At 52.9% G+C, this 13,596-nt stretch carries 15 protein-coding genes; 12 read left to right on the top strand and 3 right to left on the bottom strand.

Annotated features, from left to right (window positions below):
- Nucleotides 1-30: 30 nt before the first annotated feature.
- A complete protein-coding gene (locus NYE70_RS09185) occupies nucleotides 31-309 on the bottom strand; it encodes a YxcD family protein (protein ID WP_211019866.1) in 279 nt (92 codons plus the stop codon).
- A 3-nt stretch (nucleotides 310-312) separates the two neighbouring features.
- Nucleotides 313-756, bottom strand: a complete 444-nt coding sequence (locus tag NYE70_RS09180) for a hypothetical protein (protein WP_211019865.1) — start codon at nucleotides 754-756, stop codon at nucleotides 313-315.
- 190 nt (nucleotides 757-946) lie between these two features.
- On the opposite strand from NYE70_RS09180, the gene NYE70_RS09175 reads away from it, so the two are divergent.
- The 11 genes from NYE70_RS09175 (at nucleotide 947) to NYE70_RS09125 (ending at nucleotide 10,756) form a co-directional block, all read left to right on the top strand.
- On the top strand, nucleotides 947-1,315 hold the full coding sequence (locus NYE70_RS09175; RefSeq protein ID WP_211019864.1) for a hypothetical protein: 369 nt from the start codon (nucleotides 947-949) through the stop codon (nucleotides 1,313-1,315).
- Between the two features lie 59 nt (nucleotides 1,316-1,374).
- Nucleotides 1,375-1,566, top strand: a complete 192-nt coding sequence (locus tag NYE70_RS09170) for a YfhD family protein (RefSeq protein ID WP_211019863.1) — start codon at nucleotides 1,375-1,377, stop codon at nucleotides 1,564-1,566.
- 198 nt (nucleotides 1,567-1,764) lie between these two features.
- Nucleotides 1,765-2,559: a sugar phosphate isomerase/epimerase family protein gene (locus tag NYE70_RS09165; RefSeq protein ID WP_211019862.1), complete on the top strand. Its 795-nt coding sequence runs from the start codon at nucleotides 1,765-1,767 to the stop codon at nucleotides 2,557-2,559.
- Nucleotides 2,560-2,589: 30 nt separating this feature from the next.
- The gene (locus NYE70_RS09160; RefSeq protein WP_341045730.1) at nucleotides 2,590-3,717 is read left to right on the top strand and encodes a Gfo/Idh/MocA family protein; all 1,128 of its coding nucleotides are present in this window, start codon (nucleotides 2,590-2,592) and stop codon (nucleotides 3,715-3,717) included.
- Between the two features lie 58 nt (nucleotides 3,718-3,775).
- Nucleotides 3,776-4,999 carry an MFS transporter gene (locus NYE70_RS09155; RefSeq protein ID WP_211019860.1) on the top strand — a complete coding sequence of 408 codons (1,224 nt, stop codon included), beginning with the start codon at nucleotides 3,776-3,778 and terminating at the stop codon, nucleotides 4,997-4,999.
- Between the two features lie 40 nt (nucleotides 5,000-5,039).
- The gene (locus NYE70_RS09150) at nucleotides 5,040-6,161 is read left to right on the top strand and encodes an ROK family transcriptional regulator (RefSeq protein ID WP_341045729.1); all 1,122 of its coding nucleotides are present in this window, start codon (nucleotides 5,040-5,042) and stop codon (nucleotides 6,159-6,161) included.
- 162 nt (nucleotides 6,162-6,323) lie between these two features.
- A complete protein-coding gene (prmA, locus tag NYE70_RS09145) occupies nucleotides 6,324-7,292 on the top strand; it encodes a 50S ribosomal protein L11 methyltransferase (RefSeq protein ID WP_211019858.1) in 969 nt (322 codons plus the stop codon).
- A gap of 3 nt (nucleotides 7,293-7,295) precedes the next feature.
- Nucleotides 7,296-7,982 (top strand): site-2 protease family protein, encoded by a 687-nt coding sequence (locus NYE70_RS09140; RefSeq protein WP_213653815.1) that lies wholly within the window; start codon nucleotides 7,296-7,298, stop codon nucleotides 7,980-7,982.
- A 112-nt stretch (nucleotides 7,983-8,094) separates the two neighbouring features.
- Nucleotides 8,095-8,859, top strand: a complete 765-nt coding sequence (locus NYE70_RS09135) for a 16S rRNA (uracil(1498)-N(3))-methyltransferase (protein WP_341045728.1) — start codon at nucleotides 8,095-8,097, stop codon at nucleotides 8,857-8,859.
- Nucleotides 8,860-8,861: 2 nt separating this feature from the next.
- A complete protein-coding gene (gene mtaB / locus NYE70_RS09130; protein ID WP_211019855.1) occupies nucleotides 8,862-10,202 on the top strand; it encodes a tRNA (N(6)-L-threonylcarbamoyladenosine(37)-C(2))-methylthiotransferase MtaB in 1,341 nt (446 codons plus the stop codon).
- 122 nt (nucleotides 10,203-10,324) lie between these two features.
- Nucleotides 10,325-10,756 carry an NUDIX hydrolase gene (locus tag NYE70_RS09125; RefSeq protein ID WP_211019854.1) on the top strand — a complete coding sequence of 144 codons (432 nt, stop codon included), beginning with the start codon at nucleotides 10,325-10,327 and terminating at the stop codon, nucleotides 10,754-10,756.
- Nucleotides 10,757-10,773: 17 nt separating this feature from the next.
- Here the strand turns inward: NYE70_RS09125 and NYE70_RS09120 are convergent, their stop codons facing one another.
- Nucleotides 10,774-11,787 (bottom strand): Na/Pi cotransporter family protein, encoded by a 1,014-nt coding sequence (locus tag NYE70_RS09120; protein ID WP_341045727.1) that lies wholly within the window; start codon nucleotides 11,785-11,787, stop codon nucleotides 10,774-10,776.
- 202 nt (nucleotides 11,788-11,989) lie between these two features.
- Between NYE70_RS09120 and NYE70_RS09115 the strand changes: the two genes are divergently transcribed.
- A complete protein-coding gene (locus NYE70_RS09115) occupies nucleotides 11,990-13,366 on the top strand; it encodes a class I SAM-dependent rRNA methyltransferase (RefSeq protein WP_341045726.1) in 1,377 nt (458 codons plus the stop codon).
- Nucleotides 13,367-13,596: the final 230 nt, after the last annotated feature.

Here is a 13,596-nt window from a genome sequence, read left to right as displayed (position 1 = left end):
GCTTTTTTGTTTAGGGCCTTTTAAGGAATATTACTGCCGGACAAATGCGGTGATTTCTTCATCCAAATCCAGCGTGATATCATCGCGAAAAGCACGGATACCGTATTCCTTATATACATACTGCATAATCGCTTCCAGAATATTGGATTCGACGATATATCGGCTTCTGCCGCCCGCCCAAAGCTCTCCGGTATAGCCGGTGTCTTCATCCCAGCTGAGCTCCACTTGAACGTCGGTAGGACGAAGTCCTGTACGCTCGGCGGTATGAATGCAGATTGCGTTTATGATTTCGTCCATGCTGAGAACCATAGCTTAATATCGTCCTCCGCGGTTGTAATCATCAGGTTGCGGTCGCTTCTTAAATCGGCGGAACAGCCAAACGACAACGGCGATGACTGCATATATGGCTAGCAGGTTTACTGCGAGACCGAGCAAGTTGCCGAGGAAGCCCATTCCTCCGAATAGTCCGCCGAAGAGCATGCCGGCCAAACCGCCGATCATTAAGCCCTTCATGAAGCCTCCTCCGCTGAAGAATCCGCGGCCAGAATTATTTCCCGTCGTGGCGCCGGACTTTTTAGTACTGGAAGTATCGCCGGATTTCTGATAATCGCTGGTCGTCGACTTTTTGGGGGCCGGCGTGTAAGAACGTGGGCCGGATTTAAATCCTCCGCCGCGTTTTGCATCGACCAAGGCTGGTGAAGTGAAGGCGAAAATCAGCGTAAACGCCATCACGATCATCGTTAATTTCTTTAGCATTTGATGTGGTAACCCTCCTATGAATTTTAGTATGATCTAATGCCATAACTGTAATACGGACTAGCTGCCAAAGCGTTTCAAATTTTAAAGACACACAGAATAAACCGGGATAAAAGATAGCATTCTAAACGAAAGAACCGCACCAAAGGGGTTCACTTGACGTTTCAGCTAGGAAAGGCAGGGGATCAGAATGGGTGAAAAAAATATTTTGGCTTATTTCAAAAGCCCGGAAGAAGCGGAAGGCGTAGCCAGAAAGCTGAATGCGCTGCGGGCCGTTGAGGTATCTGTCGACCGTTTCAGCCGATATGCAGGCGAAGGCTATGATCCGATGAACCCGATCACGGGGAAGGTGAGCAGTCTGGCGGCAATTACCCAGGATGCAATGATAACCAACACCTCGGCAGGGATATTGGCCGCAGCGGACCCGGCAGCCAGCGGTATGAGCCATGGCGGTCAAGGCGGGCCAACGGGTCATGACATATTACTTACAGCTGTTGTGGACGAGGGGATCCACCACCAAGCGCTGCGAATCGTGGAAGAAGCCGGCGGACTGATGTAGCCGGAAATATCATTGAATGACAATTGAAATCTGAAACCATGGAAGGAGAGAGTTTATTTATGAGCGAAAAGAATTTGGATCGCGTGACGAAAAGACAAACGGCAAAATCATCCCGGCTCTCGATCGGACATAACGAGGACGTCGAATTTTCGGATGAACTGGCGGATCAAGAGGATTGGGAAGCCATTGAACGCAGTGAACGGGCGGATGCACGGCAGCAGGGCCAGCACAGCTCCTGGCCCGGGCGATAATTTCGCAACTCTCTAATCTATCTCTACAAATTCATCACGGAAACAGACTCATTAGACAAGCAAGCCGTCGGAGAAGGCTCCGGCGGTTTTTGTTATGATCAAGTTTAAAGTGGATCTTGACAGTCCCTAGGAAACATAATATGTTGAAGTTAATTAATTTTTTCATCGAAATAATTAATTACCTAGGAGGCATAACCCATGAAAATCTCGTTGGGCGGGTATTCATTCAATCAATTGTTTTTGGAAGGGAAAATGGATGTATTCGGTTATCTGGAAACGGTTAAATACCGTTACAGGCTGGATGCGGTTGATTTGTGGAACGCCCAGATTGCAGAGCGTACGACACCGATTCTTACCCTGGCGGATGAGAGCTACTTGCGTAAGGTCCGCGAAGCGCTGGATGAGAAAGAATTGAGACTGATTAATCTTGCCGTGGATACAGCTCATTTATGGGACCCGGACCCTGAGATGCGTGAGGCGCTTTACCAGAGCGCATTGAATCATTTAAAGGCGGCGGTTATTTTGGGAGCCGAAACTGTCCGGATCGATACAGGAGGCTACGGTGAACAAGAATTCTCGGAGGAGGCGTTTCATTGGATTGTCACCAAGTACCGGGAATATTGCCGGATTTGCAGCGACTATGGTATAAAGATCGGGCCTGAAAACCACATGGGTCCCTCCCTTATACCGAAGCAGTTAGCTCGGATCGCTCAAGCGGTGGATGAACCGAATTTCGGAATTTTGGTTCATTTAAACCGATGGGACCAGGACAGGGAAGACGGCAACGAAATCGTGGCCCCTTGGGTCATTCATACCCATTTTGACGCCAACACCGCGGGATCGGAGGAGGCGCCCGACATCGTCCGGATGCTCCGACGTTACGGTTATGAGGGCCACTATTCAATCGAGTATAATGCACAGTCAAATCCATATATTGAAATCGAGCATGTCATAGCGCAAGTAAAAAAACGACTGGCGGAAGCGGATAACTGATTCGCGGCAGAGACAAACAGGAGGAACAGAATGCAGAATGTAAAAATAGGACTTATAGGTGCGGGACAGATCGGAAAAATGCATTTGGATCAATACAAGAACATTCCGGGAGTAGAAGTGGCAGCCGTATGCGACGTTAATGCCGAGGAGGCGAGACAAGTAGCGGAGAAATACGGGATTCGGAACGTATATAGCGATTTTCGCGAGCTTCTGGCCCAGGAGGATCTGGTAGCCGTGGACGTGTGCCTGCATAATAATCTGCACCAGCCGGTGACCTCCGCGGCATTGGAAGCCGGTAAACATGTCTATTGCGAGAAGCCGATCGCCGGCTCTTACACGGACGGACTCCGTATGGTCGAGGATGCGGAACGATTCGGACGAATGCTGCATATTCAACTCGGAAAATTGTACGACACGGAGACATGGGCGGCAAAGCGTCTCATAGACGAAGGAAAGCTGGGTAAGCTGTATCACGCCCGCTCAACCGGCTTCCGGCGGCGCAATCGTCCTTTCGTGGACGGCTACGGCACCGCATCTTTTACGCGGAAGGAAACGGCAGGCGGGGGAGCCATGTACGATATGGGTGTCTATCACATCTCCCGGATGCTGTACCTGTTAGGAAACCCGCAAGTACAGCGGATCTCCGGGCAAGTGTATCAGGAGATGGCCATGAATGAGGAACGCAGGGCGGCCAGCGGGTTTAACGTCGAGGAGATGGGTGCAGGGTTCGTGAAAATGGACGGAGGGATCACCTTGGATATTATCGAGTCCTGGTCCCTTCATCTTGGCGGGCTGGAGGGCAGCTCACTCGTCGGATCGGAGGGCGGGATCAGGTTTTCCGGCGCGGTCTCCGAGAAGGAGCCGAACCGTTTCTCTTATCATACTACGATCGCGGATCTGGACATGGACTGTACAGTGAATCTGGAATTGGCCGCGCTTCGGCATCAGCGGCTTAGTCCTTATCCGGATGCGTACGCTTCGTCGCAGCACCATTGGATCGCAGCTTTGTCGGGCCAGGTTCCGCTCCTGCCGACAGCGCAGATTGCGTTAAATACCATGCTGATCAGCGAGGGGTTGTTCCTTTCCCATGAGCTGGGGCGCGAAGTTTCGGTGGACGAAGTGAAACAACGCTCGGTCTCTTGCTCCATTTCTTTGTAAAAACGGTTAGGCAGCGGTATAAAAAGAGGAGTTTTTACGTGGAGAGGGGGCAATCCGGATGTCGGAAAGTACCGGCGGGATTCACCGCAACGCGTACCTGATGCTAAAAGTATTCAATTTTGTTTTGTACGGTGCCTTGGCCATTTTCGGAACGTTCTTCGCTTTATACCTGAGGAATCTCGGAGTTTCTAATATCGCGATCGGGGCCATCCTGGCGGGCGGCCCGGTTGTGTCCCTGATCGCCAACCCGTTTTGGGCCTATTGGGCGGATCGGCTTCGCAACAATCGGCTGATTCTGATTATTACGCTGACGGCGGCGCTGATCGTAATGCAGTTCGTTTTTTTGACGCACAATGAGCCGGTCATATATGGAACCTTGCTTGCGTTTTTTCTTTTCCAAAGCCCTCTGTATACGCAAAGCAACAGCCTGATTCTGAATTCGATCCAAGGTACAGGGCTGAAATTCGGAGCCTTCCGCCTGTGGGGTTCATTGGGCTGGGCGCTTAGCGCCGCGGCTTTTGGTCCTGTCATCGGGTGGATAGGAATCAACCGGCTCTGGATCGTATTTGACGCCATGATGCTGTTGGCATTGGTGTTTGCCTTTTTACTGCCGACCGGAGGAGAAGGGAAGCGGAAAGACGTGTTTTCCAACAGCGGCTACCGCCAGGTGTTCGTGAACCGGCCCTTTATGCTGCTGGTCCTGATCGGCATCTTGGTTTCCGTGCCCAATTCGGTCAATAACACGTTTGTAGCCATCTATATTTCGGATTTAGGCGGATCGGCGTCGATCGTCGGCTGGTCGATATTTGCGACGGCTATTTTGGAGGCTCCCGTCTTTCTGCTTCTGGATCGTTTTCTGAAGCCTTCTCCGCACAAGATGATCGCCTGGATGGTCGTAGTCAGCGGTCTTTACTCGCTGAGATGGCTGTTGATGAGTTCGGTGGAAACGGCCGGCGGAATCGTTTGGATTCAACTGATGCACTGCGTTACTTTCGGAGCTTACTACTATATCGGGACACAGCTGACTTCGCTGCTCGTGCCCGATTCGTTCCGGTCCACCGGGCAAGCTGTGTACGGGCTGACCTGGGGCGGAATATCAGGCGTCATTGCCGGTCTGGCCGGCGGCTGGATGTTCGAATATTTGGGTCCCGTCACGCTTTACAGGATCAGTTCCCTGGTAACCTTGATGGGGGCCTTCGGATTTTTGTTCATGTTGGGGCTGACGCGAAAGTCGTTCGGGGATTCCGCCCTGGAATCCAAAGCCGGAACCGTAGGCAAATGATATAATGGGGAAATGAATAACAGCGGCAGGAGATAAGGTAATGAATAAAATCGGGAATCAACAAATGCTCCGGGAAATCAACAAAGCGCTGCTGCTGCACCTGATCCATGAGCGGGGACCGGTGTCCAGGGTCGAACTGTCCAGGGAAACCAAGCTCAGTCCTTCGACCGTATCGATTCTGGTTGACGAAGTCATCAGAGAAGGACTTGTTCACGAAACAGGGACCAGCGGCAGCGGGGTCGGACGCAAAATGACAATGCTGGAGATCAAGGCGGACAGCGGGTATGTGGTAGGCATCGACCTGTCCAATCCGCGCTGCGTCTTGCTCGACATGAAAGGCGAACTAAAGGCCGTGCAAAAAATTCCGCGACTGTTAGGCGCTGAGCAGATCCGTGATGAGCTTGCGGGGACGGTGATGTCGTTTTTGGAGCATCACGACATCGGACTGGAGCAGGTGCGGCGTATCGGTATTTCCGTGCCCGGCAGAATCGATGAGAGTAAGCAAACGGTAATCGGTGCGATCCCGATCGGGTTGGACCGCCTGGAGCTCGGGGCGATCATGGAAGAAGCGCTCGGAGCGCCGGTACAACTGGTGAACGACATCGACGCTGCCGGTTTTGCCGAACGGTATAACGGAACGGCGCAGGGATTGAGTACCATTTTATATATCCTGATCGACTACGGCGTTGGAGCGGGGCTGGTCATCGACAACCACATTTATCGGGGAAGCAGCGGCCGGGCGGGAAGAACACCGGAGCTCGGGCAATTCAGCATGATCCGCTATGCGGAGAGCCTGAAGCTGCAGTTCCCTGAACATTTTGCGGAAACGGCCACACCGGAGCAAACCTTGCAGGAATTTACCCGGCTCGGCATGTCGGGGACAAGCCCGGTCTCTGATGAACTGGAACGTCTAGTGAATGACATTGCTGCGGACTGCAACAGAATGTTGAATTTGATGAACCCGGAAGCCGTTATTCTAAGCGGATGGATTGCAGAGGAAGATGCATTGTTCGCCAAGCTGGCGGCTCGCATTCAGGAGCTGGAGCACGGGGTTCCCGAGCCCACTCCGGTGCAGGCCGCCCACTGGAAGACGAACGGAGCGGCCGTAGGCGCAGCCACACTGGGTCTGCACGAAATGTTCCGGATGATGATGATCGATTGATTTTGACTTTAATGAAGCGAAGCAATGAAAAGATAAAGCGACCAGGCCAGACAATCACTGGCCCGGCCGCTTTTGATTTTGTTTATTGGGGCATCTTTTGTCACTCTTTTCATTCTATAGTACAATAGATTTTATGCACGAATTCAAGGAGGAAAACTTACGATGATATGGAAAGAACTGACTATACATACAACCGAGGAAGCGGTGGAGATGATCTCCAATTTCCTGCATGAAGCGGGGGCGGGGGGCGTGACGATCGAAGAGCACGTCGATAACGACAAGCCGCGCGACACATCCCTGGGGCAATGGTTTGAAATTCCGCCTAACGATATTCCCGAAGGCGAGGCGAAGATCAGCGGCTATTTCCCCGAAGGAATCGATATGGAGGAAGTAGTCTCCCAGGTGAAGGAACGGACCGAAGAGCTTCGGGAATACGATATCGATCCCGGAAATCCGGTGATCACGGTAAGAGATGTCAGCGAGGACGATTGGGCGAACAACTGGAAGCAGTATTTCAAACCAATCCGCGTTTCCAACCGCTTGACCATTAAGCCGACCTGGGAGCAGTATGAGCCTGAGTCTCCAGAGGAGCGCATTATTGAACTTGATCCCGGAATGGCCTTCGGTACGGGGACGCATCCGACCACCTCACTCTGCCTTCGAACTCTGGAAGGCGTTATCCGCGAGGGAGACGAAGTCATCGATGTCGGCACCGGATCGGGCATTTTGGCGATCGGCGCATGCCAGCTTGGCGCTTCCCGGGTACTGGCGCTGGACCTCGATCCGGTCGCAGTGTCCAGTGCGATGGAGAACACGCGGCTGAACCGGTTGGAAGAGCAAATTCTGGTGGTGGAGAGCGACCTGCTGTCCGTCCTTAAAAAAGAAGGCGATGCCCAGGTAAATGTGCAGCTTCCGGTGCGCGTCGTCGTCGCCAATATTTTGGCGGAGATTATTTTGCTGTTTATTGAAGACGTGTATGAAGCCTTGCAGCCTGGCGGTTATTATATCGCCTCCGGAATATATAAGAACAAGGAACAAGCCGTCGAGGAAGCCTTGGTGGCGGCAGGATTTGAAATTGCACAGACGGCTCGGGATGAAGACTGGGTCGCTTTCGTAGCGAGAAAGAGGTAATCGATGGATTTTCTGGATAGTATATTGCGCGTTCCGCTAAGCCAGCTTCCTTTTTATTTGATCACGCTGGTTATTGCGTTTACGCTTCATGAGTTCTCTCATGCTTACTTCGCTAACAAATTCGGTGACCCGACGGCCAAGCTGCTTGGCCGGGTCACTTTGAATCCTGCGGTGCATTTCGATTTGCTCGGGATCATTCTGCTGCTGATTGCGGGATTCGGCTGGGCACGGCCTGTGCCCGTCAACCGGGACAATTTCAGCAGGCCGCGCCTGATGGGCGTAATCGTCTCCGTAGCCGGCCCTTTGAGCAATTTGCTGCTGGCGGTCGTGGGGGCCGCGATTTATGCGGCATTGCTGCAATTTGGCGTTGTTTCGCCTTTAATGGGCGACGATAAACTATCGCAAGCCGTTCATATTTTCTTCAGCTTGTTCATCGTCATGAACTTTTTCTTATGCTTATTTAACCTTATTCCGCTCCCTCCGCTTGACGGTTACCGGATTCTTGAAGATGTGGTGCCGCGCCGCGTACTGGGCAAGCTTCAGCAGTTTGAACAGTGGTCGGTGCTCATTTTCTTGATTATCTTAATCGTACCGGGATTTCAAAGATATACGATTGCTCCGCTGTATAATGCGGCCCATTCGTTGGCGGCACACTTTCTGATTTTCTTCCGCACTTTATTCGGGGCTTAAGGGACTGAAGAGATAAGATATTTTTACCGGGATCAGGTACTGGAAAGCGCAAATCAAAAGTTGTATGATGGTCTTTGGTGATTTTTAGTTCGATTTCAAGGAATGATGACGAATGCAGCGATATTTTATAGAGCCCGCACAGTTCGGGGAGAAGACGGTTACCATTACCGGCGATGATGCGAAGCATATCGGCAGAGTGATGCGCTCCAAGCCGGGGGATAAACTGATCGTCAGCGACGGGGAATCCCGCGATGCGCTCGCCGCGATTATTGCGATAGATCCGCAGGAAGTGACGGCGGAAATCATAGAAACGCTCGAACCTTCGGGAGAGCCGTGGTTTCGGGTGACGGTGGCGCAAAGTCTGCCGAAGGGGGACAAGATGGAGACCGTGATCCAGAAGTGTACGGAGATCGGAGCCGCCTCGTTTTTACCCTTTTTGTCGGAACGTACCGTTGTTCAATATGATGGAAAAAAAGAAGAAAAGCGTACGGCGCGTTGGCGTAAAATCGCCAAGGAAGCTGCCGAACAAGCGCATCGCAGCCGCGTGCCAGCCGTGGATTCTCCGGTATCCTGGCGCGAGCTGTTGAAGGGCTTGTCCGCTTATGATCTGGTATGCTTATGTTACGAAAAGGAGCACGGCCAGCAGCTTCGCGACGTGCTTAAGCCGTTCGTCGGCAAGCATCCGGCCGGACAACCGTGCAGCATCGCCGTCATCGTCGGACCGGAGGGCGGTTTATCCGAGAACGAGGTGTCGGAAGCGGAAGCCGCGGGGGCTGTATCCATCGGCCTGGGCAGGCGTATCCTGCGGACGGAGACGGCCGCCATGGCCGCCCTGACTTGCATCATGTATGAATCTGGAGAAATGGGGGGAATGTGAGGATGCCATCCGTTGCATTTTACACGCTCGGCTGCAAAGTGAACTTTTACGATACAGAAGCGATCTGGCAGCTATTTAAAAACGAAGGGTATGAACAGGTCGATTTCGAACAGACGGCCGACGTTTATTTGATTAATACTTGTACGGTAACTAATACGGGGGACAAGAAGAGCCGGCAAATTATTCGCCGTGCCGTTCGGCGCAATCCGGACGCGATCGTGGCGGTGACGGGTTGCTATGCCCAGACATCTCCGGCTGAGATTCTGGATATTCCGGGCGTAGATCTGGTAATCGGGACGCAGGATCGCGAGAAAATCATTCCGTACGTCAATGAAATTCAAGCTCAGCGAAAACCGATCAACGCCGTTCGCAACATTATGAAGACCCGGGAATTCGAGGAACTGGACGTTCCCGATTTCGCGGATCATACTCGCGCCTTTTTGAAAATTCAGGAGGGCTGCAATAACTTCTGCACATTCTGCATCATTCCGTGGTCCCGCGGGCTGTCCCGCAGCCGGGATCCGCAAAGCGTCGTAGCTCAGGCTCGCCAATTGGTGGCCGCGGGTTATAACGAAATCGTGTTGACCGGGATCCACACCGGCGGTTACGGCGATGATCTGGACAACTACAGACTGTCCGACCTACTTTGGGAATTGGACAAGGTGGAGGGCCTGGGACGCATTCGTATCAGTTCTATTGAGGCGAGCCAGATTGACGACCGTATGCTTGAGGTGCTGAAAGGCTCCTCGAAGATGTGCCGCCACTTCCACATTCCGCTGCAAGCGGGCAGTAATGAAGTGCTGAAGCGGATGAGACGGAAATATACGATCGAGGAATTCGAAGGGAAGATCAAGAAGATCCGCGAATTCATGCCGGATGTGGCGATCACTACCGACATTATCGTCGGCTTCCCTGGAGAGACCGATGAGCTGTTCCGGGAAGGCTTCGAAGCGATTAAGCGGATCGGGTTCTCGGAAATGCACGTCTTCCCTTATTCGAAACGGACCGGAACGCCTGCAGCGCGCATGGAAGACCAGGTCGATGAAGAGATCAAGCATGCAAGAGTGCAGGAATTGATCGATTTGTCCGAGCAAATGCAACAGGCTTATGCCGAGAAGTTTGTCGGACAGGTGCTGGACGTAATTCCCGAGCGCGATGAGAAGGGCGTTTGGGGAGAAGGCTTCGTAACCGGCTTCAGCGACAACTATCTGCAAATCAAATTCGACGGTTCCCACGACCTGGCCGGCAAAATTTGCCGCGTCAAGATGACGAAGGCCGATGCGAATACGAGCGAGGGCCAATTGGTTCGCGTTCTGGATGAAACAGCGCAGGCGTTGGCGTAGATTTAAGAGGTTAGCGGGTTGACCCGTGGAACATAGGATGGGACATAAACAGGGATTTCACCCCGCCGGGGTTGAAGTCCTTGTTTTGAATCGGGGTAATACGGGGTAAGGAGGCGAGGATTATGCCGGACAAGGAAATATCCGCCGGAGGCGTTGTTTACCGCAAAAATGCCGGCCGGCTGCAGATTCAGCTTATTACGGACAGGTACGGCAGACTTTCTTTTGCCAAGGGAAAAAGCGAGCCCGGGGAGACGGTAGAGGAAACGGCGCTTCGGGAAATACGGGAGGAGACCGGCATAGTCGGCAATATCGATGACCTTATCGATATTATCGCCTATACGTACAATCATCCCGTTCACGGAGCCGTAGATAAAGAGGTTCATTATTACCTCGTAGAAAGCCGGGGCGGCCAGCTCCGGCCCCAACTGGAAGAAATCCGCAGCGTGGCGTGGTACGAACCGAAGGACGCTTGGGAAAAGCAGCTGAAATCCGGGTATGACAACAATGATTTTATTTTGGAAAAAGCGCTGCGGATGCTAAAGCTGGAAGTTTAGTTTTAGTACAACCCCTATTATGTTCTTTGGGGTGCAATGGGAGTGCTATGAGACGTTGGCGGACGGTCCAGGCGCGTCCAAAACGGAAGATAGCAGATTGGCAGGGCCGTAAGTGAGCAGACCACATTGAATATCGTTTGTGAATGGGCGATCTGTGCCGCCGGATCGGAGGACAACCAGGCCGAGGCTGTTCCCAGCAGCGGCGTCAGCGGGAGAAACACCACTGCGCCCAGCACATTGAGCACGACATGCGACCAGGCGACAAAGCTGCCAGAGCGCGTTCCGCCGATGGAAGCGATCAGCGCGGTGACGCAGGTGCCGACATTGGAGCCGATCACCATCGCGATGCCGAGCTCAAGCGGCAGGGCACCGGTGCCGACCAGGCCCATCGTCATTGCGATCGTGGCTGCGCTGCTGTGGATCAGTGCGGTTAGCACAGCTCCGGCGAGCGCGCCCCAAAGCAGGCTGTCTCCCGCATGGCCGAGCAGCCAGTCGATGATGCCGTAGGTTTTGAGCGCAGGCCCGGTCGATTGCATCCAGCGGATTGCAATCATGATGAGGCTGAATCCGGCGGTCGCCAGCGCGCCGAATTGGAGCGGCATGAGCAGGCCGGACCATTTGGCGGACCTCCAACCGGGGAGCATTTCCAATAGAGTGACGGCCGCGGCCCATACCAGAAAGGATATAAAGAGGAGCGGAACGCCAATACTGGAAATATCCAGGGCGATCAGTTCGGTGGTCAGGCAGGTTCCGATGTTGCCGCCGAGAATGATGCCCAGCGTGCGGGCATAGGACAACAACCCGGCGTTCACGAGCCCGATCGTCATTACTGTGAGAGCTGTACTGCTCTGAAGGACTGCGGATACGACGGTGCTGGACAGCAGTCCGGTCCAGGGCGTTCTCGTTGTGAGATGCAGCACCCGGATCAGCTTAGGGCCGGCCCAGGCATGAAGGGCGGACTCCATCACCTTCATGCCGAACAGAAAGAGGGCCAGTCCGAAAGTGACAGGAAAAACGATGGCGTGAAACATCGGTAAAGACCTCCTTTTTTATGCTCCGTCATTTATCGAACAACCTATACAAGTTACATATATGCCTCTTGGCAGAAGTCCATGCGGGGTACGGTACAGACTTATAGTGGCGATGAGAAAGCTGATGACAGCCACAGGAATAGGAACGGCAGTACTGTAGCAATTTGAACGAACAAACTAGTTAAGGAGTTGAGTGATTATCGTGGGATCCGTTATTTTATCGCGCAGCCGCAAGAAGCGTCTGGAACAGGGCCATCCCTGGGTTTACAAGAGTGAAATTGAGAGTGTGGAAGGAGAGCCGGCGGCGGGCAGTCTGGTACAGGTACTGGATCATCGGCGCCGGTTTCTGGCCACCGGGTATTATAATCCCGCATCGCAAATTACGGTTCGGGCCGTTTCCTTCGTCATGTTGGAAAAGATGGATACCGCCTTTTTCGTGGAGCGGTTTCAAGAATGCCTCAAGCACCGGGAGCGTTTCGTTCATGAGAATGCTTACCGGTTTGTGTACGGAGAAGCCGACTTTTTGCCGGGCTTGATCGTTGACCGTTTCGGCGAAGTGCTGGTGGTCCAATTGCTGACCTTGGGCATGGATCTATGCAGAGACGCTATTGTCGAAGCGTTGGTTACTGTACTGCAGCCGGTCGGCATTTATGAGCGAAGCGACGTTTCCATTCGGGAAATGGAGGGTTTGGAGCAGGTTAAAGGACCGTTATTCGGGAACCCGCCGCGGCATGTTACGGTTACGGAGAACGGTTTGAAGATCAAGGTCGACATTGAGCAGGGTCAAAAGACCGGATATTTCTTTGATCAGCGCGAAAACCGTGCTTCCATCAAGCCGCTCATGACCGGATGGGGAGCGCGCAGCGGCATAGAGCTGCAGGAAATACCGGATGAAGAGGGAGGGACCCGCCGGGTTCCGGTCAACCGCAAAGGCAAGGAAGTGACTTTCCCTTATTGGGATGGAGCGACGGTATTGGAATGCTTTTCCCATACGGGCAGCTTTACGCTGCATGCGTGCCAATACGGGGCAAAAAAAGTAACCTGCCTGGATATTTCCGAGCATGCGATCGAGAGTGCAAAGAGCAATGTGGAGCTGAACGGTTTCGAGGACCGTGTTGAATTTGTAGTTGCGGATGCATTTGACTACCTGCGCAGCCAAGTCAAAGGGCTGGCCGAACGCAGCAACCGGGCCGTGGCGGGCAGTGAAGCCAAAACCGACACTTCCGTCCCTATGACGGCCGGAGGCGGACGGACGTGGGACGTCGTGATCCTTGATCCGCCGGCCTTCGCCAAAACCCGGGGAGCGGTCAAGGGTGCCTGCCGGGGATACAAGGACATTAACCTGCATGGGATGAAGCTGGTCAACGAGGGCGGTTATCTGGTAACGGCAAGCTGTTCGTACCATATGCGCCCCGACCTTTTCCTGGAGACGATTCAGGAAGCCGCAGTCGATGCTGGGAAAATCCTCCGTCTCGTCGAATGGCGGGCGGCGGGTAAAGACCATCCGCAAATCCTCGGCGTGGATGAGGGACACTATCTGAAATTTGCCGTGTTCGAAGTCCGCAGCAAAAATTTCTAGTAGGATTTGCCGGAAAACATATTTTTACTATTTTAAGTAAGAAGTAACAACAACTAGATTAATCTGTTTACTCGTGTGATAATGAGATTACACTTGAGAGTTTTTTAAACTTCTTTAAATAATGGACTTTAATTGCAATCCTTTCTGGATGTTCCGGAAGGGATTGTTTTGTTGCAGGGCGGGGAACGTACATTCCTATTTTTGTCTGATATGATATACTGGATAGTAAA

The sequence above is a fragment of the Paenibacillus sp. FSL R5-0407 genome, assembly GCF_038009185.1.
Lineage (GTDB): Bacteria > Bacillota > Bacilli > Paenibacillales > Paenibacillaceae > Fontibacillus > Fontibacillus vini.
The sequence above is the reverse complement of the archived record's forward strand: the minus strand, read 5'-3'. Positions and strand labels throughout refer to the sequence as shown.